A 22,596-nucleotide genomic window follows, 5' to 3' on the forward strand; every position below is an offset into this window, starting at 1 on the left:
TGTTTAGGAGTAGATCTATGAGAGCAACGCGTGGAGACAACGAAATGACAGAACGGGGGCAGTGGCGCATCGACGAACGAGGGGCCTCAGAGGTGATCGGGGCGGTGTTGATCATCGGGATGGTCATCACGGGGTCGTTGATCGTCGTCTATTTCGGTGCGGACACGATCGAGCGGACCGAACAGGGCCAGAGCGACGAGTCGGCCCAGATCGGTATCCAGGAGATCGACTCCCGGCTGAGCACGCTCGCGTCGTCGAGTGCAGCGAAGACGGTCAACTTCGAGATCGGCTCGAACATCGAACGGAACGCGTACCTGACCGAGGACGAAGGGTATCTGAGCATCACAGTAGACGAGCGAAGCGCGTGTTCGGTTCGAGAGCCACTCGATTCGATCCGGTTCGAACGTGACGACGGAGAGATCATCGCCTACGAGGCCGGTGGGACGTGGGTCAAATCCCGGAACAACGGGACCGTTCTCAGGACGGCCCCGGACGTCTCCTATCGCAACGGGACGATCGACGTCTCGCTGTTGAACATGACCGGACAGGTCCAAGGCGGGGTCAACCAGGCCGTCGCGGACGTGAACACCTCGCGCATCGATACGAAAAACGCCGTAGACACGCTCATGCAGGGTGAGTGTGTCCGGCCGGACAACGTGACGATGCGGATCCAGAGCGACTTCTACCGGGCGTGGACGGACTACCTCGAAGAGGAAACCGGCCTGCAGAATGGGACGCCCGCCGACCCGGGCGACAGTTATCTCACCGTCGACGAGTCAGAACAGATGGTCGAAGTCTATCTCAATCAGAGTGCGCTCCCCCGACGGACCGACGACGCGCGGAACAACGTCGTCAACGTCACGGGCTCGGACTACATGAAGGACGTCTCGATCACTGACGACGGCATTATGATCACCAAAGGTGTCGACAACACCTATACGGTCTACAGCGAGCCGCTCTCCGAGCGGCCCGAACTCGGAACTGTCAGACAGATTTCAGAGGCAGTAAACGTGACCCGGCCGCCGCTCGACGTTGTGTTCGTCGTCGACGAGTCGGGGTCGATGGCACAGTCCGCTGGTAGTCGATTCAAGTACGAAGCCGTTCGCGAGTCCATGCAGAACTTCACGACGTATCTCGATAGCGACATGGACCGCGTGGCTCTTGCAGGGTACAACCAATACCACGAGGAAGGGTCGGGAGGGACATACGAGCTCCACGGAGAAGAACGTGAAATCAACGAAGGGACCAACAGAGGTGTGATCTACAGAACGAACGGCCGGATGTTGACGAGTGACTTCGCGGAATTCAACAGTTCGACGGTCTACGAGACCGAAGCGATCGGTGGGACGTACTCTGCCGGAGGGATGACGAAAGCGGCGACGATGCTCGATCTCCGGAGTAACGAGAGTCGGAACACGATTGTCGTGATGCTGACTGACGGCAAAAATACCGGCGACGACTACTGGTACATCGGCGACGACGAGTATGATGGAAGTGACGGCGCGTCGATCGAAATCGCTGACCGCATGAATCGGACAGGGACGGTCACGTACACGATCGGCTTTTCTGACAACGAAGACGACGTCGACGACGGCTTCCTCAAGAACACCGCTACCGAAGGCGGCGGCGAGTACTACTTCGCGGAGGACTCCGAAGAACTCCAAGAAGTATTCTCCGCCATCGCTGAGGACGTCTCCAGCACCAACCAGGTCGGCCACTACGGCCTGACGACGAACCTCTCGCACAACGGGACGGTGAATCCTCCCCAGATCACCGGTGACACGAGCCGAATCGCGACCGTGACCGAGGACGGCGAGGAGTGGATGAATATCAACGATCCGACGTCCCCGTCGACGTTCAGTCACGCGTTCGCAGTCACCGGTGGCGACATGGTGAACTTCACGGCGAATAGATTCGATTGTGACAGATGGGTCGGGACCGGACAGTCGAAAGTCATCAACGGCTCCTCAGTTCCGGTCACCCGCTGTGCGGAGATGAATACGACCGATCCGACGGTCGTCGAGGGCGACAACGTCACCGTCTTCACCAAAGGCGACTCCGCGACGTTCAACGACTTCCTCGACAACACGACCGCCGCGGAGTGGCAAACGAACCTCACCGAGGCGCTGGACAACTACGGCGGCCTCTACAACGAAACCTCCGAGAAGCTAACCCTCCAGAGCAATCAGGTGCTGGTCCTCTATGACTTCCCCGACGGCAAGAACACCGACAACCGGATGTTGATGCTCTACAGCATCGGCCTCTCCGAAGAAGAGGCCCGACCGACTGGAATCATCGACTTCGACGTCGACAACGTCGAAATATCGAGCTGAGTGCCGTTCGGCAGTTCGTGCCCTCGTCCGAACGTGCGCTGACTGCGATCGAATCAGCGTACCGCTGTCGCTGACTCCCTGGGTACGGCAGAGGAATCGGAATGGACTCGCCGGGATTTGAACCCGGGGCCTCTCCCATGCCAAGGGAGTGATCTACCACTGATCTACGAGCCCGCGACGCACCCAGAGATACCCGAGGGGTTTTCTTAAACCCATCGAACCAGACCGCCGTCCGTCGGGGGGTAGTTTCTTCAGGATTGATAATTCGGCCACAATAGCTAAGCCAGTTCGCCGCGGACGGTTTTGGCAAGCGAATCGAGCGATCCAACCGAGACACCTGGGGAAATCGTGTACGTATCTGATCCGTCGGGACGGCCGCTGGCGACCAGAGCCAGCAAACGCGAGCTGACCACTCGAGCGACAGTGCCACAGCGCGCACTCGCATGGAGGGGAGGCGGGGATGCGTAGAGACGACCGTGGACAAACGACACTCGATTTCACGATCGGCGTGACGATCTTCGTGGTCGTCCTCGCCGGTGTGTTTCTGTTCGTCCCGGGAACGCTCCAGCCCTTCGAAGAAGGTGGCCAGGAGAACATCGTCACCGCCAATCGAGTTGCCGATCAGCTGAGCGAGCACGTGCTCGCAGAGCCGACAGAGCCCTACGTGCTGGAGAACGGCTGTGTCGTCCCCTTCTTCGACGAATCGGAACCAGTCCCCGCAGAGTGTAACTACGAGGGCGGAACCCTTCAGGAGCGGGTTGGATACGGCGATTTCCAGTTTGCGAACGTCTCGATCCGGGGATCGGTTGCCGGGAGTTCCGAGGTCGAACAGTTGTGTTACGAAAGTGCGAATCCCGCCGGGTCGCGGCTCGAATCCGGGAGCGACTGTGGTGAGTCAGACGACACCCGGTTGGCCGTGGGTTCGGACCTCGAGGGTGTCGAGTCGTCGGTGACCGCCCGCCGAGTAGTCGAACTCGACGACCAGACGGTCTTTCTGGTGGTGCAACTATGGTGAACCGAGGACAGGCCCACACGCTCGAGGCCGTCGTCGCAGCCCTGTTGTTGCTGTCGAGCCTCGTCTTCGCACTCCAGATCACGGCCGTGACACCGTTGTCTGCCAGTACGTCGAACCAGCACATCGAGAATCAGCAGCAGGCCAGCGCTGCGGGGATCCTGTCGATCGCCAGTCAGAACGGAGACCTGAAACGGTCGGTGTTGTACTGGAACGCGACCGGCCAGCGGTTCCACAACGGGACGATCAACGGCTACTACACGGAGACGATGCCGACCGAGTTCGGCCGGTCGCTGGAGGAGGCGTTCGGGGATCGCGGGATCGCCTACAACGTCTACGTCACCTACACCGAGCCGGACGGCGGCGTGGTCCGTGACGAGATGATATATCGGGGCGAGCCCAGCGACAACGCCGTGATGGCGAGTCGAACGCTCGTATTGACCAACGAGAGCCGGCTCCGGACCGAAGAGCTGGGACTCGGGCCGCAGATCGACTCGGATAACTTCTACGCGCCAGACATCGAGGACGGCGGGTACCACAACACGATCCGCGTGGAGGTGGTCGTGTGGCGGATCTGAACGGCCGTCGGACCAGCCGCGGCGGCGAGCGAGCCCAGATCATGCTCGTCGCGGCGTTCGTGCTGGCGGTGACGTTCATCGCGCTCGCCGTGATGTTGAACTCGGTGATCTACACCGAGAATCTGGCGACACGTGGCGAGGACGCCCACGGCTCGGAAGCGATCGCCTACCGAGCAGACATGGCCGCCGGAACCGAACGGCTCATCGAACACGTCAACGAGAACCAGACCGGAGAGTCCTACGACGACCACGTCGCGAATCTCACCACGTCGATCGCCGCGATGGACAATGGCACAGCACCGATCGTCGCGACCGGCGGCACCCGGACCAAGGTTTCGGTGATGAGCGTAACGCGTGGAACGCGTATCGGACAGTTCAACACCGCACGGAACTTCACGGACGTCGGTGCAACCACCGACTGGGAACTGGCGAACTCCATCGAGGGGACGCGCGCGTTCAGAATCAACATCACAGATTCGAGTCAACTGGTCGAGGAGGACCTCATCTCGTTCCTGGGTGGGGGTATCGATCCATTCACCGTCCGTGTCGACGACGGCACCGACGACTGGGCAGTCCGGATCTACGAAGACGACACGACGGACAACGTCATCGTCGACGTCGAGGGGGCCGGAGAGTGTGAAGTCGGTGAGAACCCGGAGATCGACCTCACTGCCGGGACCATCAACGGCGAGCCCTGTGGGCCGCTATCGTTCGGAGACGGTGTCTCGACGCCGTACTCGCTGCGCTACGAGCAGGCCGATCAGATCCAGGGCAACTTCTCGCTGGTCGTCGATTCGACCAGTTTCACCAGTAGCCACTACAGTGCTGACGAGGACACGCCCTTTGCGGACGATCAGGCCATCTACGCGGCGACGATCCGCGTCCTGCACGAGTCGGCAGATCACGTCTACGCGACCGACGCAGAGGCGATCCCGGGTGAGAACGATGCGTAAGAAAGGACAGTTCGACGGCGACGACCGCGGCGTCTCGATGACGGTCAGCTACATCCTCGGGCTGTCGATCGCCTTCCTGCTGGTGATCGGGCTGTTCCTCACGGCCGGCGATTTCGTCACCGAGCAGCGCGAGACGAGCATCCGCACGGAGATGGAAGTCCTGGGCGAACAGATCGCCACCGACATCACGCTGGCCGACCGAATGGCACAAACGACGACCGACAACGAAACCGTCGTCGTCAGGCGGTCACTCCCCTCCAGGGTCAGCGGGACGGGATATACGATCAGCGTGACTGGCGGCGACGATCCCTATCTCGTGTTGACCTCACAGGACCCGGAGATAACGGTCGAGGCCGAGTTCTCCAACCAGACCGACGTCGAGATGAGCCGACTCAACGGCGGGTCGATACTGGTGAACTACACCGACAGCGACACGCTGGAAGTCCAGCGGAGTGATCGATAGGATGGACCAGCGACCCGGGAGCGGACGCCTGGATGACCGAGGCTTGAGCGAAGTCCTCGGGTTCGCGCTGGTGTTCGCGCTGGTCGTCTCGACGGTGATTCTGGTCGCGTTGATCGGGTTCGGATCGCTCGAAGAGACGCGCGACGCCGAGGAACTCAACAACGCCGAGCGCGCGTTCGACGTGCTCGCGGACAACATGGCCGACATCTACGAGGAAGGTGCGCCGAGTCGAGCGACCGAGATTAGCCTCCAGAGCGCCCAGCTACAGGTCGGCGATCCGATCATGATGAACGTCTCGGCTATCAACGCGTCGGGCGGGACAGAGGTCAACCAGTTCCCGATCGACCCCATCGTCTTCGAGAGCGGTGATTCGAAGGTCCTCTACGCCGGTGGGGCGACGTTTCGCACACAGGGAGACAACGGCGTGATGGTGGCGGGCCCGCCGCTGGTCAACGCCTCCGAGAATCTCCTGCTCCCGATCGTCCAGACGCGCCACCGCGGAGACGTCACGAGTACGAGCGGCCAGACGGTCCGCGTGCGGGCCGTGAATCGTCAGCGCCGGTCCGTGCCCGGATTCAACGAGGATCCGACCAGCCACCAGAAGATCATCCTCAATATAACGTCGCCGCGAGCCGGCCTGTGGAAGTCCTATCTCACGGAGCAACAGCAACTGTCGTGTGTCACACCTCGCGAGGACAACGTCCGCTGTACGGTCGACGATCCCGAGTCGGTGTTCCTGACGCGGACGTTGATCATCTACGAGTTCGAGACCTGATCCAGTCGGAAGCGTGACCCACAGCCACTTTCAGGCGTCCAGGCTGACCTCGATTTCGTTTTTGGTGATGTGCAGGAACGTCACGAACCGACCGGCCGTCGACTCCTGATAGAGCAGCGTCCCCTGCGAGGGATCTTGCTGGATCGGCGTGCTCCCGCCCGGCCCGGTCTTGGCGTGTAGTCTGATGTTCGGTCCAGCCTCGCTCAGGTAGTGGTCGACGATGTCCCCGAGCATACAGCCCGTACTGGTATCACCCTGCGTGTAAGTCCCGGGCTCGCAACTGCTGATCGAACCGTGGCCGTCGAGCGTGACCTCGTTTTTCATCGACCAGTCGTTGATGTTCGAGCCGAAACACCACTGGTTGCCGTCACAGACACTGCCGCCACTACCGCCGCCCGTGCTGACGCCGCTGTCACTGTAGGCCATCTCGGTGGCGCTGTCGGTACTGGTGAGGTCGAGAGTGAGCTGCGGCTCGCCGTCGTTACAGCCCCACGTGACCGCGCTGGAACTGGCCGGAATCGTCGTCTCCCAGAGCTCGTACTCCTCGTGGCTGCTGCCGTTGTAGTAATACTGGGCGACGTAGACGTCGGTTGTGTCGCCGCAGTCGAAATTCCCGGAGATATCCGGCGAGATGTGTAATTCCCACTGGGCTCCGGACTCGTTTTCGTGCCAGTAGGAGAACTCGTTCGTCCCGCCACCGTTGCCGTAGACGAGCGAAGTGTCGAACTGATCAAGCGGGTGATCCTCGCCGATTCCCGAGGCTTCGACGTAGTCTTCGGTCCCGAACGTCGGCAGTTCGAACTCGCCGGGCGGCCCCGAGATGGTCGAGAGCGTCAGCGTCACTTTCTCACCGTCTCTGGTGACCTCACCCGTCGTCCGCTGTCTGAAGTACGATTCCCACCCGTCGGCGTACTCGCTCTTGACAGTGACGTTGACGGTCCCGGTGCGAATGGGGTTGGTGTAGTTGCGGTAGTCAGTCGAGGCTGTCTCGTCGTACGGTGCACCGACGCCGTCGTCCTCGTCGGTCGTCCGATTCGGATAGACGAGCCGTGCCTGCTGGAGCGGGCGCACGTTCATATCGACGCTCCCGCTCGCCGAACCCTCCCCGTTGACCCGGATCGCCGGCAGCGTCAACGTCGCTCCGCGGTAGTGAAACTCGGGTGGGGAGACCATCCGCGCGTCGCCGTTGCCCTCGACCTGCCAGACGCCACCGCCCTGATAGGCGATGATCCCCGAGTCACTCTCGTAGACGACCTTTCCGAGCGACTCGTTGAATATCACTTCGCTGTGTGGTGGATTCTCCGCCGTGTAGTTGTGATGTGTCACGCGCAGCCAGCCGTCGCCCTCGTGGACGGAGACTGCCCCACCGCCTTGCCCGAGCGAGACGGTCTGTCCGCCCGAGTCGCCGAGGGCGACCATCGCTGCACGAGAGTCGAACAGCGTCATCGAGTTCTCCGCGCGCTGGTACTCGATACTCGACTGAGTGTCGAGGATCCCGCTCCCGCCGATAGCGACGGTCAATCCCGCACCCGCGATGACGAGTGCGAAGATGAGGACGAACCCGATCGTCTCCGACTGGGCCCGCGAGAACGTGTCGGTCATTATATTTGGTTCGTCTCTGGATATGCAAAGCTCTATTGGCCGTTTCTCAGCGATGAGTCTCGGCCCGGATAGAAACCGTCAAGTGGCCCAGCGAGAAGAGGACAGTGGGAACACACGACCGCAAATCTGACTCGCCGTCCGATTGGGCGGCTCCGGGATTGCGGACGTGTCCGGCGTCACGCGCCGACCGCAGCCCTGCTGCAGACGCGCGAATGATAGTGCCCCGTTGTAAGTTTGTTCCGGCTCGACCGCACGCCTTCGTGCGGTCTACCGGGAAATCGTTACAACGGACACTATGACGCCACACGCACCAGCGGTCAGTGTCGTTCCAATCAGAACTATGGCACGAATGCACACACGCCGCCGCGGCTCGTCCAGTTCGGACAAGCCCGTGGCAGACGAACCGCCGGAGTGGAGTGACGTAGACGAAGACGCGATCGAACAGCGCGTCGTCGAGCTGGCCGAAGACGGCCACAGCCCCAGCCAGATCGGGCTGAAGCTGCGCGACGAGGGCGTTCAGGGCACGCCGATCCCTGACGTCAAGCTCGCGACGGGCAAGAAAGTCACCGAGATTCTCGAAGAGAACGACGCCGAGGGCGACCTGCCCGAGGACCTCTACAACCTCTTCGAGCGCGCCGTTCGCCTGCGCGAGCACATGAACGAGAACCCTGGTGACCACCAGAACAAGCGCGCCCTGCAGAACACCCAGTCGAAGATCCGCCGCCTGGTCGATTACTACCGCGGCGACGAACTCGACGAGGACTTCAAATACACCTACGACGTCGCCAAAGAGTACCTCGAGTAGATGTCTACCGCCGGTCGATCCCACGAGGACGCCCCCGCCGCCAGCGACGTTGCTGGCCGGCTCCAGACTGCCGGATTCGTCCGGCTGGTCGCGGCCGCCGACGCCGACTCGCTGGCAGCCGCTGGTGTCCTCGCGCGCAGCCTCGACGCCGTCGACACGCCCTTCCAGATCAGTGTCGCACGGCCCTGGGCCAGCGCCGATCGGACGACCGACGCGGACCTGACCGTCGCGCTCGGTCCTGCGGGCGTCGCGGCAGATGTCGCGCTGCCCGGGATCACCGAATCCGCGAGCGCGACCGCGTTCGAGGCGGCTCGCGAACTCGACGCAGACAGCGCCGAGCCGGTGCTCGCACTCGCCGGGTCGCTGACCGCGGACGCACCGACCACGTCCTCGCTCGCCGAGGTCGCAGGTCTCGATCGACGGCCCGGTGTCGCGATTCCGACGGCGGACGTCGCCGATGGACTCGCCCACACGACGCTGACGCACGCGCCGTTCTCGGGCGACCCCGAGGCCGCCCGCGAGGCGCTCTCGGGACTCGACACAGACGCAGACGACTACGGTCGGCAGGTCGCCTCGGTACTCGCACTCGCAGTCCTCTCGACCGAGACGGCAAGCGAGCGCGCGGCCGAGACGATCGGCCGGGCACTCCATCCCTACGGCGGTGGGCCCTTCGAGACAGTCGGCGGCTACGCCGACGTTCTGGAGGCCACAGTCAGAGAGGATTCCGGGACGGCCGTCGCGCTGGCGCTGGGCCACGACGTCCACGACGCCGCGCTCGACGCCTGGCGACGCCACGCCCGCAGCGCCCACGCGGCGATCGACGCCGCGACCACGGGTCGCTACGACGGGCTGTTCGTCGCTCGCGACGACGGCGACGTCCCGGTCGAGACGGTCGCCCGGCTCTTCCGGGACGTCCGCTCGCCCGAGCCGGTCGTGCTCGCGCTGACGGACGGCCGGGCCGCCGCGGCCGCCACGCCTGAGGCCGACATCGATCTCCAGGCAGTCTTCGAGACCGCGATCGAGTCCCTGGGATCGGGGACCGCGTTCGGGACGCCCCGGCGCGCGGTCGCCAGCGTCGACGCCGAGACCGCGGACGTCATCATGGCCGTCCGGGAGGCGATGCAGGTATGACCCGGAGACTGGTCGTCCGGACCGAACACGACGATCCGGAGACTGCAGCGGCAGTCGCGGCCGCGATCGAGCCGGACAACACCGACGAGATGACGACCCGGGTCGACGGCGAGACGATCGAGACGACCATCGACCGGGAGACGACCGGCGGACTTCACTCGACGGCAGACGACTACGTCGTCAACCTCGACGTCGCAGTACAGTGTACGACTACCAACGACAACCACGATAACACATGAGCGAACGATCCGTATCCAAGCAGAAGCAACAGAAGCGGTGGTACACCGTCCTCGCCCCCGAGCAGTTCGGGCGGGAGGAACTCGGTCAGACACCGGCAGATGAACCCGAACAGCTCTACGACCGCACCATCGAAACCACGCTGGGCGATCTGAAGAACGACGCCAGCGAGAACAACACGAAGCTGACGTTCCGGATCAACGACGTCGGCAGCGACACGGCCTACACCGAGTTCGTCAAGCACGAACTCACCCGTGACTACGTCCGCAGTCTCGTCCGCCGTGGCTCCTCGAAAGTCGAGGCGTTCATCACGGTGCTGACGACGGACGACTACCGCGTCCAGATCCAGCCCGTCGCGCTCACCACGAAAGACGCCGACGAGAGCCAGGAGAAGGCCATCCGCCGGACGATGATTGACATGGTCAAGGAGACCGCCGTCGATCACACCTTCGAGGACCTCATCGACAGCGTCGTCGAGGGTCGACTCTCCTCGGCGATCTACAACGAGGCCAAGACGATCTACCCGCTGCGACGGGTCGAGATCCAGAAGGCCACCCTCGAAGCTCACCCCGAGGAAGTCGCCGCCGAAGAAGAGACCAGCGTCGACGTCGACGAAGACGACGTCACTGTCGACGAGTAACGACTGTTTTCGCCTTCGGATTCGTTTTCGTTCCGCGTCCCCTATTCAGTCACTTCGATCCGACCGACCATCCCGCCGCTCTCGTGTGGGATGCAGAAGTAGTCGTAGGTGCCCGGAACTTCGACGGTGTAGCTGAAGGTTTCGCCGCCGTAGATGTTGCCGCTGCCGTCGTCTCGCCAGGCCTCGCGGGCGGCGTCCTCGCTCTCGAAGCCGCCGGTCGCGAAGAAGTCGGCTCCCTCGGGAAGCGCGCTCTCGTAGGCGGTGACGGTGTGGGCGCGGGAGTTGGTGTTGCGCCAGACGACTTCCGTGCCGACCGGGACTTCGATGGTCTCGGGTTCGAAGGCCATCGAGGACATGCCGATGTCGTAGTCGTCGTCGCCCGCGAGCACGCCGAGACAGCCGCTGGCGAGGGTGGCCGCGCTGGTCGCCAGAAACGCCCGTCGATGCATACTCGACCGTCGGGACCGGATCGTGAAAGGGGCCTCGGTTCGGCCGCCGTGTATCGAACGGACTAAGAGTGCCCTCGGCGAGAGAGCAGGTATGCAGCTCCGGCCTCGCTTCGTCGGTCGCCTCGGCGTCGCCGACGCCGTGACCGTCGCCAATGCGATGCTGGGCTTTCTGGCGGCCGTGGTCGCGACGATCGATCCCGCCCTGGCCGCCCGCCTCATCCTGCTCGCGGGGATCGCCGACGGTCTCGACGGCGTGCTCGCACGCCGCTACGGGAGCACGCAAGTCGGCGAGTACGTCGACTCGCTGGCAGACGTGGCGTCGTTCGGGGTCGCCCCCGCAGTCCTGGTGTTCGCCATCGCCCGCCAGGAGTGGGGACTCACGCTGTCGGAGGTGGCACTAGCCGACGCCGTGGTCCTGATCGTCCCCGCCCTATTCGTCGCCGCTGCGGTCGTCCGACTGGCGATGTACACGGCCTACGATCTGGCCGAGCGGACGACCTGCGGCGTCCAGACGACGCTGGCCGCGACGGTGCTGGCGGCGGCGTACCTCTCTGGAATCGCCGATCCGGCGATCCTCCTCGGCGCGACAGGAGTGTTCGTCTACCTGATGATCACCTCCATCGAGTATCCCGAACTCACGGATAGAGACGCGCTGGCGATGGGTGCCGTCCAGTTCGGGGCCGTTCTCGCGCCGACGCTCGGCCCACGCGTCCTCCCGCGGGCGCTGCTGGCGGCCGCGCTGGCGTATCTGTTGCTCGCGCCACTGTTCTACGCGCCGGATGGTCGAGCCGACTGAATCGAAGGGGCACGGCCGACCCGGGCGGCGAGTCGAAGGGAAACGCTCTTGGCCGGGACAGCCACACTCACGAGCATGAGCAACGGGGACGACGAAGACGCGCCGGCCGAGGAGACAGCGGCCGAAGAGACGGCCAGCGGGGACGAGGTCGCGCTGACCGACGTCGAGGACTTCCAGTCGCGACTCGACGACGTCGACGCGACACTCGACGACGCCGAGACGGAAGCCGACCTCGACGACGTCGAGGCCACCCTCGACGCCACCGCCGAAGCCCTCGAAGCGGCCGACCTGCCCGAACCGGACGACGACGACGAGCAACCGCCCGCCGAGGCCATCGAAGAGCGGATCGACGGCCTCCGGAGCGACCTCGAAGACGCCCGCGGCCCCTATCTCGAAGACGTCATCGAGATCGTCGAGAGCGTCGCCGGGACCATCCGCGAGACGCGCTGGACCGACGACGGCGCTGGCGAAGTCGAGGCGGCCGTGACGGCCTTCCTCGAAGACGTCGACGAGGCGATCGACGCCGACGTCGGGGCGAGCGGCGACGCCGCCGAACTGCTCGATGCGGTCGGCGACACTCTCGGCGGGATCTCGCTCGATCCCGACGGCGACAGCGAGACGATCGCGGCACTCCTTTCGGCCGCTACCGAACTCGACGACGCCGTCGAGGCCGCCGAGGCCTGGGACGACCTCACAGTGCGGGAACAACTCACCGAGGAGGGCTTCTACGACGTCCTCACCTCCGAGCGACGCAAGGACTACCCGCCGGAGTGGAGCGCGGTCAAACTCTACGAGAAGCAGTATCAGAAGACCGGCGACCCCGAAGCCGTCGAGATGATCCTGCTCGCGCTGGAGAAACTGACCTCGGACTTCATGGAGGAGAACTGCCTCGACTCGCTGAAGCGGATCGGTCCCGAGGAGGCTGTCGATCCGGTGCTCCAGCGCGCGAGCAAGCGCGACAAACTCGCCATCGACGTGCTGGGCAAGATCGGCTCCGAGGAGGCACTCGACACGCTGGTGGACTTCATCGACGGCGACGGCGACCCGGCGCTCCAGCAGGCGACACTCCGCTCGCTCGGCGCGATCGGGAGCGAGGAAGCCACCCAGGCCGTCGCGAACCGGCTCGACGCCGACAACCCGGACGTTCGCAGTGCCGCAGCGCGCTCACTCGGCCGGGTCGGTGACACGCGCGCTATCGAGCCGCTCGCCGACATTCTGGCAGACGATCCCGAAGAGAGCGTCCGCGCCAGCGCGGCCTGGGCGCTCGTTCAGATCGGCACCGAGTCCGCGCTCGAAACGGTCTCCTCGCACTCCGACGACTCCTATCTCGTCGAAGCCGAAGCCGAGAAAGTGACGCGCTCGGCCTGAGGTTTATCCCGGAAGTCGACGCTACCGCGTGGTGTGCGTCGGCTCGTCGCCGTGTTCGTCCTCGTCACGCTCGCGTTGACAGCTGCAGCTGGGCCGTCAGTCGGCCAGCAGCCCGACACCGAACGGAACGTTACTGGTTCGCCGGTACCGACCATCACGGCCGTCTACCCGAACCCGGTCGCCGACGGCGACTCGGGCGAGTTCGTCGTCCTCTCGGTCCCGAACGGAACAGACCTCGAATCCTACCGGTTCGGCGACGACGAGGGCACAGTCGAATTACCGAATCGGACGGCGAGCGGCCGGGTCGTCCTCGCGACCGAACCCGAGGCAGTCCCGGAGTCGGTCGCCGGCCCGATCCTCGAGTGTTCGGGCTGCCCTGAACTCGCAAACAGTGGGGAACCGCTCACCCTGCGCGGTCCGAACGGGACACTCGACACGGCCGAGTACGCAGACGCACCAGAAGGAGAACTCTTCTATCCGGGGACCGAGCGACGATGGCGACCGCTCGGTGCGACCGACTTCGAGCCGGTCGTCGCTGGGCCGGGACAGGTCCAGGCGTTCACGCTGCCGGATTCGCCCGACGTGCCGCGCGAGACGCTTGCAGACGCCGACGAGCGAATCCTGCTGGCGGGGTACACCCTCACCGACGACCGAGTGGTCGACGCGCTCGTCGCGGCCCGCGAGCGCGGGGTCGAGACGAGGGTCCTGCTCGATGGCTCGCCGGTCGGCGGGTTGACGAAACCGAGTGCGGACGCGCTCGATCGACTGGTCGCGGCGAACGTCTCCGTCCGGCTGATCGACGGCCCCGCTGCTCGCTACAGATTTCACCATCCGAAATACGCTGTCGTCGACGACGAGGCAGTGGTCCTGACCGAGAACTGGAAGCCCGCGGGTGTCGGCGGAACGTCCAGCCGCGGCTGGGGTGTCGTCGTCGACTCACCGCGCGTCGTCGACGGACTCGTCCGAACCTTTCGTGCCGATTCGGGCTGGAAGGACGCGATCGAGTGGGCGCAACTGCGCGAAAACGAGTCGTTCGAACCTGCGTCCCCGACTGTCGGTCGCTATCCCTCGCGGGTCGACCCCGAATCGGTTCGGGTCGACCGGGTCGAACTGCTGGTCGCACCCGACAACGCCGCGGGTCGCGTCCGAGAGATTCTCGCCAACGCCAGCGACTCCATCAGGATCGTCCAGGTGTCGATCGGCGGCCGCGACGACGTGCTCTTAGTCGAGTCGATCGAAGCCGCCCGTCGAGGCGTCGAGGTAGAGATTTTGCTGTCGAATACGTGGTACACCCGCGAGGAGAATCGACGACTGGCCGACGAGCTTCGAACGCTGGCAGACCGCGAGGATATCCCCCTGTCGGTTCGCCTCGCGGAGCCGGGCGGGCGCTACGAGAAGATCCACGCCAAGGGCGTCCTCGTCGACGGCAACACGACGATTGTCGGCAGCCTCAACTGGAACGCCAACGCCTACCGGGAGAATCGCGAAGTAGCACTCGTCCTCCACGGCGAGGAAGCCGGCGCGTACTTCGGGGGCGTCTTCGAGCGCGATTGGGAGGGTGGGATCACGCTGGTTCCGCTCGGCCTGCTCGCAGTTGTCGTGCTGGCGCTGTCGCTGGCGGGGATGGTCGCACGGAGAATCAGCTTCGATCCCGGCTAGCCCGTCGCCGTTAGTCCTCGTTCGGCAGGGACACCGAACTGTGGAGGTCTTCGTCGAGTTCGGCCTCGGCCATCTTCTCGACGAGGGCGTCGAGGATCTCCTCGCGCTTGCCGCGGACGAACTTGATCGAGCCGACGACGAGGTGGCCGCCGCCGCTGACGCCCGCGCCGGGGTGTTCCTCGCGTAGCTCCTCGACCATCTCGGGGATGTCCAGCCGGACGCCGTCACTTCGCAAGACGGCGAAGTCGGGGCCGTAGCCGATGGTGATGACCGGTTCGCCGGTCTCGGCGACTTTCTCGTCGTGGACCGCGCCGGTGGTCTTGCCCGGCGCGGGGTAAGTGAACCGCCGAGCGTGGTTCTCGACGTCGAGCTTGTAGAGGTGGGCGTCGTTGTCGAGTCGCTCGTGGTCGAGGTGGGGCATGGCGTTGTCGAGCTGGCGCTGGATGTCGCGCTCGGAGCGCTCGGCCAGGAACTCGACTAACTCCTCGTGACGGTCGCGGTCGTCACAGTCGACGTTCAACACGTCCGTGATGAGCGGCCCGCCGTCGTCGTATCGGAGGTAGTTCGTCGCGTAATCCAGCGCCTCGCCGATCTCGCGGAGTTCGGCGCGGTCGTAGCCTTCCTCGCCCGCGAGGTCGAGGTAGTCCGCCATCGCGTTAGCTTCCGAGCGATCCGACAGCCCTGCCACGGCGGGGACGTGCCGGAGGTCGTCGGTCAGGTCGGGCGCGATCATTCGCGCGAGTTCGACGCACATCATGCCCGTGGTGATCCGGTAGTCCTCGCCGTGGATGTAGGGGTTGACGTGCTCCTCCAGCAGGGAGTCGACTGCCTCCGGGTCGGGGTGGTGGTGGTCGACGACGACGATCGGGATGTCGTAGTGCGCGAGGTTCTCGTAGGCGGGGACGTCCTCCTCGGTCGAGCCGTTGTCCAGCATCAACAGGAGCGGGAGCTTCTGGCCGTGGCGAGAGCGGTTTTCCAGCGCGAAGTTCAGATCCCGGGTGACGTCTTCCATCTCGTAGAAGGGGGCCTTGCTCGGGAGTCGCTTGAGGAGGTGGCGGGCGGCGTCGGCGTCCTCGTAAGTCTCCGCGACGAAGCGTTCGAGTGCGAGTTCGACCGGAACGCTCGCACAGATCCCGTCGCCGTCGGCGTGGTGGCGCATCCGGATCGGCCGGCCTTCCAGCACCGTTTTGCGAAGCAGTCGAGCGACGTCTTCGAGGTCCTCACGGAGCGGTTCGAAAGCCTCCCACTCGACGAGCGGCTCGACGTCGTGGGGCTCGGCCGCCGTTTCGAGGGCGTCGTCGAGACGCTCGCGGAACTGCTCGGCCGTCGTGCCTTCGACGCGGTCGATCGATTCGACCTCGATCTGGACGCCCCCGTTTCGGGACTCGACGTGGCCGCTAAGCCGGACCACGTCGTCGAGTTCGATCTCGGGGTAGGCGCGGACGCCGGCGTCTTCAAAGGCGGCACAGGGGACGACGCCGGTCTCGTCGCGGACCTGGAAGATGGTCGGGCCGCCAGTCTGGTTGATCTGGACGACCGTGCCGTCGAGGTGGACGGTCGAACCGACCTGCTCGTCGAGGTCGTCGACGGTCGTCTGGTCGCCGTAGTCGACGGCTTCGGTCGTGTACGATTCGGGCGCGCGTTCCACGAAACTCAGATCACCGTTCTCGCGTTCGTCGTCGAGTTCGACGATCAGTTTGTCGCCGACGTCGTAGCTGGCGAACAGGTTCGATTCGTGGACCAGGCCCGAGACCTGATCGGAGACGTCGACGAAGACGCCGTAGTCGACGACGCCGTTGACGGTCGCGTGATAGAGCGCACCCGATTCGACGGCCTCTCGACCGCACCGCGGGTCGAGGTCGTAGACCGTCGGCTCGGACTCCGCAGGAGATGCGTCGGTTGCCGATGGTGTCATGTTGGATAGGACTCGGCTCTGTCGGGGTTTCAAGCTTTGGAAACGGTCGCCACTCACGCGAGCCTCGAAGGGTCTAAAAGGTGGCCGAACCGAGGGAGAGACATGCGGCTGTTCCGCAACTCGGAGGTCGTCGGTATCGCCGAGTCGGCACTCACGTTCGCGCTGGAAGCCTCACGGGACAGCCACCCCAACGAGTACATGGGGCTGTTGCGGGGCGAGGACGCCCGCAAAGTCGGCCTCGACCGCCGCGGGACCGTCCTCACGGACGTCCTCGTGATCCCCGGCACGGAGTCGAACTCGGTCTCGGCGACAGTCAAGACAAGCATGATCCCCAACGACGTCCGCGCTGCGGGCTCGATCCACTCCCATCCGAACGGTGTGCTCCGCCCCTCCGACGCCGATCTGGCGACGTTCACGAAAGGCGAGGTCCACATCATCGTCGGCGCGCCGTACGAGCGCGGCGACTGGCAGGCCTTCGATCAGGAGGGGAGGCCGATCGACCTGGACGTGCTCGACATCGAGTTACCCGAGGAGTCGTTTTTCGACTTCACACAGGAAGACATCGACCGCGAGATGGCGCCAAGCGAAGAGGACGACCGCGGCGGGTGGTTCTTTTGACGCGCGTGGTCGCCCAGGGGACGTTCGACATCCTCCATCCCGGCCATCTGCACTACCTCGAAGACGCCGCCGCCATGGGCGAGCGACTCCACGTCATCGTCGCCCGCAGCGAGAACGTCACGCACAAGGAACCGCCCGTACTGGCGGATCGCCAGCGCGTCGAGATGGTCAGTGCCCTCGACCCTGTGGACGAGGCCCAGCTCGGCCACCCCGAAGACATCTTCGTCCCGATCGAGGAGATCGATCCCGACGTGATCGTGCTGGGCCACGACCAGCACCACGACGAGGAGGCCATCACCGACGCGCTCGCGACCCGCGGGATCGACTGTGAGGTCCGGCGCGCGAGCGCGCGAGAACCGCGATACGACAGTGAGTTACTCTCGACGGGCCGGATCATCGATCGGATCGTCGACCGCCGGTGCTGATTGCCTCGGACCGTCGCATGAGTTCCACCCGGATCCAGATCACGCGACGCTGAGGCCGGAGTCCGTCCGTTCGATCTCGACGCTCCGAGGGACTTCTTCCCGCACGACCGGCGTCAGTTCGAGCAACTCCTGGTCGTCCGTCTCGACCCACTCGGTTCCGCGCTCCGGATCCCATGCGAACGGGGTCCAACTGTTGGACTCGAACCGTTCCCAGATGTCGACTCCCCCGTAGTACTCCCCGTCGTTACCTCGATACAGCATCAGTCTGAACCCCCTCCTCTCCCACCCTGTTCCGACCTCGATGCACCCGGCTGTTCCACATACTGTCCTGACGTGGTGCCCGTCCACTTGATACGCTGTCCCGACATGGTGACCGTCCCCTTGGATCTCTTTGTCGGATGCGCTCTCTCGCACCCGAGTATAATTATTAATAGCTCGGATTAGATCGGCGTGGGTGCTTATGCAGAAGTGTTTTTAAATATCGTCTGTGATGGCGTCTTCGACGAGTTTCTCGACGCCGTCGCGAATGTGTCTGGAGAGCGTCTGTGGCGTCACGCCGAAGTCTTCGGAGAGGTCTTCCAGCGTCGTCCTGCTGGGCGTCTCGAAGTAGCCGTGTTCGTGTGCCAGCGCCAGTGCCTCCCGCTGTCGGTCCGTGAGTGTTTGCCGTCCGGTTTCGAGACCCCGTTCGACGTACAGTCGCTCGACGTCGACGTAATCGCAGATGTCTCGCGCGCTCCGGCGAAATGCGGAGAGCGAGTCTCGGCCGGGACATCGGGCTCGTAGGTGCAACCCGTCCGCGTCACGGCTGGCCTTGATCGTGGTGACGTCGAGCTCGCGAAACAGGGGAAACACGAGCGGTTGCTCGGGCGGGAACGACCGGGTCCTGACGTGATAGAGTGCCTTCTCACCGATTTCAGCTACGACGTACCGCTCGGCCACGCTATCGTCGGCGCCGAGCGCCGCGTCGAACGCGTCGAGATCGTCACCCGAGCACCACCAGAAGAAGACGTACCGGGTGTTCCCCTCTCGATCGCTCACGTAGTGGAAATCCTCGAAGGTGGCTTCGACGCCGTGGTCCACGTCGAACGCCTCCTCGAAGAGGATGAGGTTCCCGTGGAGTCGCAACACAGCGACGATGCTCATACGCCAAATCGTTCACAAAAATACGTAATAGTGATGGGCGACTGCCGAACGACGCCTGTTCTACAACAGATCAGCGTCAGCGAGCCGCTCGACGGCTTCTTCCAGCCGTTCTTTGCTCGCGGCGTAGCTCAGCCGGACGTAGCCGGGCGTGCCGAACGGACTCCCCGGGACGGTGGCGACCTGCGCTTTCTCGACGGCTTCCTCGGCCCAGGCCTGGTCGTCCTCGCGGACGGGCAGCATCAGGTAGAACGCGCCTTCCGGGACGGGGACGTCCTTGCCGTGCTCGGCGAAGAGATCGATCAGCATGTCGCGGCGTTCCTCGAATGCGTCGCGCATCTCGACGATCTCCTCGTCGACCTCCTCCAGTGCGGTGACGCCGGCGTGCTGGACGAAGTTCACGGCACAGGTCACGGAGTGGCTGTGGAGTTTGCCGGCCTGCTCGACGATGGACTCGGGGGCGGCGAAGTAGCCCAGCCGCCAGCCCGTCATTGCGTAGGCCTTCGAGAAGCCGTTCAGCGTGATCGTCCGGCCTTCCATCCCGTCGAGGGTACCGAGACTGATCGCTTCGGCGTCGCCGTAGGTGATCTCCTTGTAGATCTCGTCCGAAATGACGGCGAAGTCGTGCTCGACCGCGAGGTCGCGCACGCCTTCGAGGGCCTCACGGGAGTAGACCGCACCGTGGGGGTTGCCCGGACTGTTGACGACGAGCAGTTCAGTGTCGTCGCTCACAGTCGCTGCGAGTTCGTCCAGCGCGGGTTCGAGATCGAAGTCGTACTGGGAGGTGTCGACCCGCGAGAGCGAGCCGCCGGCGAGTTTGACCATCGCCTCGTAGGAGACCCACGCGGGATCGAGCAGGCACACTTCATCTCCGTCGTCGATCACGGTCTGGAAGATCTCGTAGAGGGCCTGCTTGCCGCCGGGGGTGACGATGATGTTCTCCTCGCCGTACTGGGTGAGGCCGTCGGCGTGGAGTTTGTCGACGATGGCGTCTTTGAGTTCGGGGATCCCGTTCGAGGAGGTGTAGCCGACGTCGCCGGCGTCGAGCGAGTCTTTGGCGGCCTGTTTGATCGACTCGGGAGTGTCGAAGTCCGGCTCTCCGACAGAGAGGTCGACGACGTCCTCGCCCTGGGCTTCCAGTTCGGCGGCGAGGTTCGAGATGGCGATGGTCGCGGACGGTTCGACTCGCTGGACACGGTCTGAAAAGTCTGGTTCGTACGTCATGATTGGAGTGCTGAAACGATGTCGAGCGCGCTCGTTACGGCCTCGCCGCCCTTCTGGGTGCGGGCCGCGGCTTCGTCCTGGCTCATGCCCGGACCGATAATTCCCAGTGTGACCGGTGTGTCCCGATCGAGACTCACGTCGGTGAGCGCCTGGGCGGCCGCGTGGCCGATGATCTGGTCGTGGTCGGTGTCGCCGGCGATGATGACCCCGAGGACCACGACGGCGTCGATGTCCTCCCGGCGGGCCAGTCGGTCGGCCGCCAGCGGCGTATCGTAGGCCCCGGGAACTTCCAGCGTTTCGACAATTTCGGTGTCTGCGTCGGCGGCGGCCTCGCGGGCCGACTGCTCCATCTCCGAGAGGACGTCGCCGTGTTTGTCGTACTGGCCGATCACCAGCCCGAGACTGACCATACCTGCGAGGTCGGTGCCGTGGGTGAAAGATGTACCGTTCCCGGCCTGACCGGGACCCACACCGAGCCGAGACCGGAAAACTTCTATCGTCCCGCCCTGGCATTGGTGACGATGGCTGACTCCCCGTCGGATCAGCGTCCTGACCCCCGCGAGGCGTTCGCCGACGCGCTCCCGTTCTGGCTTCAGGGGCCGAACGGTGTCGTCGCCGCGGTGGTCTGTGTCGCCGTCCTCGCACTGGTCGCCCGGCTGACCCTGCTGGGAGCGCGTCCGGCCCACTTCGACGAGGCTCGCGTCGCCTACTGGGCGCTGTACGCGCTCGAAGACGGTCACTTCGCCTATCGATCGATCATCCACGGGCCGTTCATCCAGCACGTCGACCGCTGGCTGTTCGGACTCGTCGGAGCCAGCGACTTCACGATGCGGCTGCCGGTCGCGCTCGTCGGCGGCCTCTTTCCGTTGTCGGCGCTACTCTTTCGTGATCGCCTCCGCAGCGAGGAGACTGTCGCACTGGCACTGTTTCTGGCGTTCAATCCCGTCCTGCTGTACTACTCGCGGTTCATGCGCAGCGACGTGCTGGTGGCGGCGTTCATGTTCACGGCACTGGGGATGCTCGTCCGATTGGTCGACCGTCGCAAACCCAGGTATCTCTACGGCGCGGCGTTGTTCCTGATGCTGGGGGTCGCCTCCAAGGAGAACTCGGTGCTGTACCCCCTCACGTGGGCCGGCGCGCTCACACTCGTCGCCGGACTCAGGTGGCTCGGCATCGGGACGCTCGTCCACGATCGACTGTTGAATCGCCCCGAATTCGAGTGGACGGGGATCGACTGGCCGTTCGGGTGGGTATCGACGCTCCGGACACGAGTTCGGACCCTCCGAAACGATCCCGACGAGAGACGACACGCGCTCCGCTTCGTCGGCCACGGAGTCGCGGCGGTCGCGCTGTTCGGGTTTCTCTGGCTGTTCATGTTCGCACCCCGCGGCGACGGCCTCGATGGAATGCGGACGAACCCCCTGGGGTCGCCCTCGGTGGGGCTGTGGGAGGCAGTCGGTGATCCCGGGAAGTGGCCGGCGCTGTTCGACGCCACGTACTCGCAGTTCGCCAGCGAGTATCCGGCGTGGGGCGACAGGGCGGACGGACTCGCGTTCGAGGCGTATCGAGATCGCCTCGAATCGGCCGTGTTCGACGGCCTGATCGAGACGTCTGCGGCGCTGATCTTGCTGGCGGTTGCGGGCGTCGTCCGTGAGTGGTACAGTGCCGAGGGGAGACGGCCACTCGTGTTCTTCCTCTGCTTCGCGGGGGCCGCGTCAGTGGTCGGATACCCAGCGGCACTGTCGATCGGCGGCGGCTGGAAGTGGAACAACATCCACATCCTCGTCCCGCTTGCAATCCCGGCCGCGGTCGGCCTGGGCGTGTTCTATCGCTGGGGGCGCGACGCCCTCGCCGAGAACGACCCGATCGACGTGGGACTGACCTCGCTGATCCTGCTGTTGATCGTCGCGTCGGTGGCCTGGAGCGGGGCCACCCACGTCTACACTAACCCCCAGCACGAGAGTAACGAACTCGTGCAGTTCGCCCAGCCACACGACGACCTCGATCCGATGCTGGAGACGCTCGAGGAGGCGTCCGACTCCGAGGGCTTGGACGCGATCGTCTACAGCGAATCCGGCGAGTGGGAGGAGATCGGCCACGCCTCTCTGCTCAACAACCAGGGGATCGACAACTACTGGAACGTCAGGCCGACGTGCACGGACCTCGGCGTGTTCCTACCCGCACACTGGCACTTCCAGCAAGCGGGCGTCAACGCGACGTGTGACTATCAGCCCGAGGCCTTCAAACAGCGAGTGACCGAGAAGAACGTCCCGGTCGTCGTGACGAAAGTCCGTGACGACACGGTCCCGCGGGAGTGGCTCCGCGAGCGATTCACCCACGTCGGCAACTTCAGTATGCGCTACACCGACCGGGCGGACCCGACCCTGGAAGTGTGGTCGCGCGTCGACGAAAACTGACTGGGCGTCGCGAGTTGGGACCACGGGCGGCCTCTCGTCGCCGTTCGGGACCACAA

At 64.5% G+C, this 22,596-nt stretch carries 23 protein-coding genes and 1 tRNA gene; 16 read left to right on the top strand and 8 right to left on the bottom strand.

The features are described from left to right. Positions 1–44 precede the first annotated feature (44 nt). On the top strand, positions 45–2,333 hold the full coding sequence (locus tag DV733_RS01645) for a vWA domain-containing protein (protein ID WP_049993448.1): 2,289 nt from the start codon (positions 45–47) through the stop codon (positions 2,331–2,333). A 102-nt stretch (positions 2,334–2,435) separates the two neighbouring features. Here DV733_RS01645 and DV733_RS01650 read toward each other — a convergent pair. Continuing rightward, positions 2,436–2,507: transfer RNA gene (locus tag DV733_RS01650), tRNA-Ala, on the bottom strand. 286 nt (positions 2,508–2,793) lie between these two features. Between DV733_RS01650 and DV733_RS01655 the strand changes: the two genes are divergently transcribed. The 5 genes from DV733_RS01655 to DV733_RS01675 are packed head-to-tail and all read left to right on the top strand — an operon-like array spanning position 2,794 to position 6,114. Next, positions 2,794–3,348 carry a DUF7287 family protein gene (locus DV733_RS01655; RefSeq protein WP_049993449.1) on the top strand — a complete coding sequence of 185 codons (555 nt, stop codon included), beginning with the start codon at positions 2,794–2,796 and terminating at the stop codon, positions 3,346–3,348. Further along, entirely contained in the window at positions 3,342–3,923 is a 582-nt protein-coding gene (locus tag DV733_RS01660; protein ID WP_049993450.1) for a DUF7288 family protein, read from the top strand. Before DV733_RS01655 ends, DV733_RS01660 begins: the two co-directional genes overlap by 7 nt. Further along, complete coding sequence (locus DV733_RS01665) at positions 3,911–4,876, top strand: DUF7261 family protein (protein WP_049993451.1); 966 nt, start codon at positions 3,911–3,913, stop codon at positions 4,874–4,876. Before DV733_RS01660 ends, DV733_RS01665 begins: the two co-directional genes overlap by 13 nt. After that, a complete protein-coding gene (locus tag DV733_RS01670) occupies positions 4,869–5,339 on the top strand; it encodes a DUF7266 family protein (RefSeq protein ID WP_049993452.1) in 471 nt (156 codons plus the stop codon). The genes DV733_RS01665 and DV733_RS01670 overlap by 8 nt, the downstream gene beginning before the upstream one ends. Before the next feature lie 43 nt (positions 5,340–5,382). Beyond that, the gene (locus DV733_RS01675) at positions 5,383–6,114 is read left to right on the top strand and encodes a DUF7289 family protein (RefSeq protein ID WP_154019521.1); all 732 of its coding nucleotides are present in this window, start codon (positions 5,383–5,385) and stop codon (positions 6,112–6,114) included. A 30-nt stretch (positions 6,115–6,144) separates the two neighbouring features. Here DV733_RS01675 and DV733_RS01680 read toward each other — a convergent pair whose 3' ends face one another. Then, positions 6,145–7,716, bottom strand: coding sequence for a DUF7289 family protein (locus DV733_RS01680; protein ID WP_049993454.1), 1,572 nt, complete (start codon positions 7,714–7,716; stop codon positions 6,145–6,147). A gap of 340 nt (positions 7,717–8,056) precedes the next feature. Here DV733_RS01680 and DV733_RS01685 point away from each other — a divergent pair, with 340 nt between their 5' ends. The 4 genes from DV733_RS01685 to DV733_RS01700 are packed head-to-tail and all read left to right on the top strand — an operon-like array spanning position 8,057 to position 10,529. Beyond that, positions 8,057–8,521 (top strand): 30S ribosomal protein S15, encoded by a 465-nt coding sequence (locus DV733_RS01685; RefSeq protein WP_049993455.1) that lies wholly within the window; start codon positions 8,057–8,059, stop codon positions 8,519–8,521. Beyond that, positions 8,522–9,652: a hypothetical protein gene (locus DV733_RS01690; RefSeq protein WP_049993456.1), complete on the top strand. Its 1,131-nt coding sequence runs from the start codon at positions 8,522–8,524 to the stop codon at positions 9,650–9,652. It abuts the gene before it with no gap. Further along, complete coding sequence (locus DV733_RS01695; protein WP_049993457.1) at positions 9,649–9,891, top strand: KEOPS complex subunit Pcc1; 243 nt, start codon at positions 9,649–9,651, stop codon at positions 9,889–9,891. The genes DV733_RS01690 and DV733_RS01695 overlap by 4 nt, the downstream gene beginning before the upstream one ends. Further along, on the top strand, positions 9,888–10,529 hold the full coding sequence (locus DV733_RS01700) for a 30S ribosomal protein S3ae (protein WP_049993458.1): 642 nt from the start codon (positions 9,888–9,890) through the stop codon (positions 10,527–10,529). The genes DV733_RS01695 and DV733_RS01700 overlap by 4 nt, the downstream gene beginning before the upstream one ends. Before the next feature lie 41 nt (positions 10,530–10,570). Here DV733_RS01700 and DV733_RS01705 read toward each other — a convergent pair whose 3' ends face one another. Next, on the bottom strand, positions 10,571–10,978 hold the full coding sequence (locus DV733_RS01705) for a cupredoxin domain-containing protein (protein ID WP_049993459.1): 408 nt from the start codon (positions 10,976–10,978) through the stop codon (positions 10,571–10,573). Positions 10,979–11,069: 91 nt separating this feature from the next. On the opposite strand from DV733_RS01705, the gene DV733_RS01710 reads away from it, so the two are divergent. From DV733_RS01710 to DV733_RS01720, 3 genes are all read left to right on the top strand, one after another. Then, positions 11,070–11,774, top strand: a complete 705-nt coding sequence (locus tag DV733_RS01710) for a protein sorting system archaetidylserine synthase (protein WP_049993460.1) — start codon at positions 11,070–11,072, stop codon at positions 11,772–11,774. 75 nt (positions 11,775–11,849) lie between these two features. Beyond that, complete coding sequence (locus tag DV733_RS01715; protein ID WP_049993461.1) at positions 11,850–13,142, top strand: HEAT repeat domain-containing protein; 1,293 nt, start codon at positions 11,850–11,852, stop codon at positions 13,140–13,142. A gap of 33 nt (positions 13,143–13,175) precedes the next feature. Beyond that, positions 13,176–14,801, top strand: a complete 1,626-nt coding sequence (locus tag DV733_RS01720) for a phospholipase D-like domain-containing protein (RefSeq protein ID WP_049993462.1) — start codon at positions 13,176–13,178, stop codon at positions 14,799–14,801. Between the two features lie 10 nt (positions 14,802–14,811). On the opposite strand, the gene DV733_RS01725 is transcribed toward DV733_RS01720, so the two are convergent. Then, positions 14,812–16,716 (bottom strand): DHH family phosphoesterase, encoded by a 1,905-nt coding sequence (locus tag DV733_RS01725; RefSeq protein WP_049993463.1) that lies wholly within the window; start codon positions 16,714–16,716, stop codon positions 14,812–14,814. Positions 16,717–16,818: 102 nt separating this feature from the next. Between DV733_RS01725 and DV733_RS01730 the strand changes: the two genes are divergently transcribed. Then, complete coding sequence (locus DV733_RS01730; protein WP_049993464.1) at positions 16,819–17,334, top strand: Mov34/MPN/PAD-1 family protein; 516 nt, start codon at positions 16,819–16,821, stop codon at positions 17,332–17,334. Then, positions 17,331–17,759: an adenylyltransferase/cytidyltransferase family protein gene (locus DV733_RS01735; RefSeq protein ID WP_049993465.1), complete on the top strand. Its 429-nt coding sequence runs from the start codon at positions 17,331–17,333 to the stop codon at positions 17,757–17,759. The genes DV733_RS01730 and DV733_RS01735 overlap by 4 nt, the downstream gene beginning before the upstream one ends. Positions 17,760–17,798: 39 nt before the next feature. On the opposite strand, the gene DV733_RS01740 is transcribed toward DV733_RS01735, so the two are convergent. From DV733_RS01740 to ribH, 4 genes are all read right to left on the bottom strand, one after another. Next, positions 17,799–18,020, bottom strand: a complete 222-nt coding sequence (locus tag DV733_RS01740) for a hypothetical protein (protein ID WP_049993466.1) — start codon at positions 18,018–18,020, stop codon at positions 17,799–17,801. Positions 18,021–18,233: 213 nt separating this feature from the next. Then, positions 18,234–18,902 carry a helix-turn-helix domain-containing protein gene (locus tag DV733_RS01745; RefSeq protein WP_049993467.1) on the bottom strand — a complete coding sequence of 223 codons (669 nt, stop codon included), beginning with the start codon at positions 18,900–18,902 and terminating at the stop codon, positions 18,234–18,236. A gap of 60 nt (positions 18,903–18,962) precedes the next feature. Then, on the bottom strand, positions 18,963–20,123 hold the full coding sequence (locus DV733_RS01750; protein ID WP_049993468.1) for a pyridoxal phosphate-dependent aminotransferase: 1,161 nt from the start codon (positions 20,121–20,123) through the stop codon (positions 18,963–18,965). Then, the gene (ribH, locus tag DV733_RS01755; protein WP_049993469.1) at positions 20,120–20,533 is read right to left on the bottom strand and encodes a 6,7-dimethyl-8-ribityllumazine synthase; all 414 of its coding nucleotides are present in this window, start codon (positions 20,531–20,533) and stop codon (positions 20,120–20,122) included. The genes DV733_RS01750 and ribH overlap by 4 nt, the downstream gene beginning before the upstream one ends. Positions 20,534–20,644: 111 nt before the next feature. Between ribH and DV733_RS01760 the strand changes: the two genes are divergently transcribed. Then, positions 20,645–22,540 (top strand): flippase activity-associated protein Agl23, encoded by a 1,896-nt coding sequence (locus tag DV733_RS01760; RefSeq protein ID WP_049993470.1) that lies wholly within the window; start codon positions 20,645–20,647, stop codon positions 22,538–22,540. Positions 22,541–22,596 lie beyond the last annotated feature (56 nt).

Source organism: Halapricum salinum (assembly GCF_004799665.1).
Taxonomy (GTDB): Archaea; Halobacteriota; Halobacteria; order Halobacteriales; family Haloarculaceae; genus Halapricum; species Halapricum salinum.

Bases quoted from the DNA above. Each gene is read 5' to 3' on its own strand.
- DV733_RS01745 (WP_049993467.1), bottom strand. From the start codon at position 18,902: ATGAGCATCGTCGCTGTGTTGCGACTCCACGGGAACCTCATCCTCTTC.
- DV733_RS01700 (WP_049993458.1), top strand. From the start codon at position 9,888: ATGAGCGAACGATCCGTATCCAAGCAGAAGCAACAGAAGCGGTGGTAC.
- DV733_RS01660 (WP_049993450.1), top strand. From the start codon at position 3,342: ATGGTGAACCGAGGACAGGCCCACACGCTCGAGGCCGTCGTCGCAGCC.
- DV733_RS01725 (WP_049993463.1), bottom strand. From the start codon at position 16,716: ATGACACCATCGGCAACCGACGCATCTCCTGCGGAGTCCGAGCCGACG.
- DV733_RS01670 (WP_049993452.1), top strand. From the start codon at position 4,869: ATGCGTAAGAAAGGACAGTTCGACGGCGACGACCGCGGCGTCTCGATG.
- DV733_RS01695 (WP_049993457.1), top strand. From the start codon at position 9,649: ATGACCCGGAGACTGGTCGTCCGGACCGAACACGACGATCCGGAGACT.
- DV733_RS01705 (WP_049993459.1), bottom strand. From the start codon at position 10,978: ATGCATCGACGGGCGTTTCTGGCGACCAGCGCGGCCACCCTCGCCAGC.
- DV733_RS01710 (WP_049993460.1), top strand. From the start codon at position 11,070: ATGCAGCTCCGGCCTCGCTTCGTCGGTCGCCTCGGCGTCGCCGACGCC.
- DV733_RS01715 (WP_049993461.1), top strand. From the start codon at position 11,850: ATGAGCAACGGGGACGACGAAGACGCGCCGGCCGAGGAGACAGCGGCC.
- DV733_RS01740 (WP_049993466.1), bottom strand. From the start codon at position 18,020: ATGCTGTATCGAGGTAACGACGGGGAGTACTACGGGGGAGTCGACATC.
- ribH (WP_049993469.1), bottom strand. From the start codon at position 20,533: ATGGTCAGTCTCGGGCTGGTGATCGGCCAGTACGACAAACACGGCGAC.
- DV733_RS01680 (WP_049993454.1), bottom strand. From the start codon at position 7,716: ATGACCGACACGTTCTCGCGGGCCCAGTCGGAGACGATCGGGTTCGTC.
- DV733_RS01690 (WP_049993456.1), top strand. From the start codon at position 8,522: ATGTCTACCGCCGGTCGATCCCACGAGGACGCCCCCGCCGCCAGCGAC.
- DV733_RS01655 (WP_049993449.1), top strand. From the start codon at position 2,794: ATGCGTAGAGACGACCGTGGACAAACGACACTCGATTTCACGATCGGC.
- DV733_RS01760 (WP_049993470.1), top strand. From the start codon at position 20,645: ATGGCTGACTCCCCGTCGGATCAGCGTCCTGACCCCCGCGAGGCGTTC.
- DV733_RS01645 (WP_049993448.1), top strand. From the start codon at position 45: ATGACAGAACGGGGGCAGTGGCGCATCGACGAACGAGGGGCCTCAGAG.
- DV733_RS01750 (WP_049993468.1), bottom strand. From the start codon at position 20,123: ATGACGTACGAACCAGACTTTTCAGACCGTGTCCAGCGAGTCGAACCG.
- DV733_RS01685 (WP_049993455.1), top strand. From the start codon at position 8,057: ATGGCACGAATGCACACACGCCGCCGCGGCTCGTCCAGTTCGGACAAG.
- DV733_RS01730 (WP_049993464.1), top strand. From the start codon at position 16,819: ATGCGGCTGTTCCGCAACTCGGAGGTCGTCGGTATCGCCGAGTCGGCA.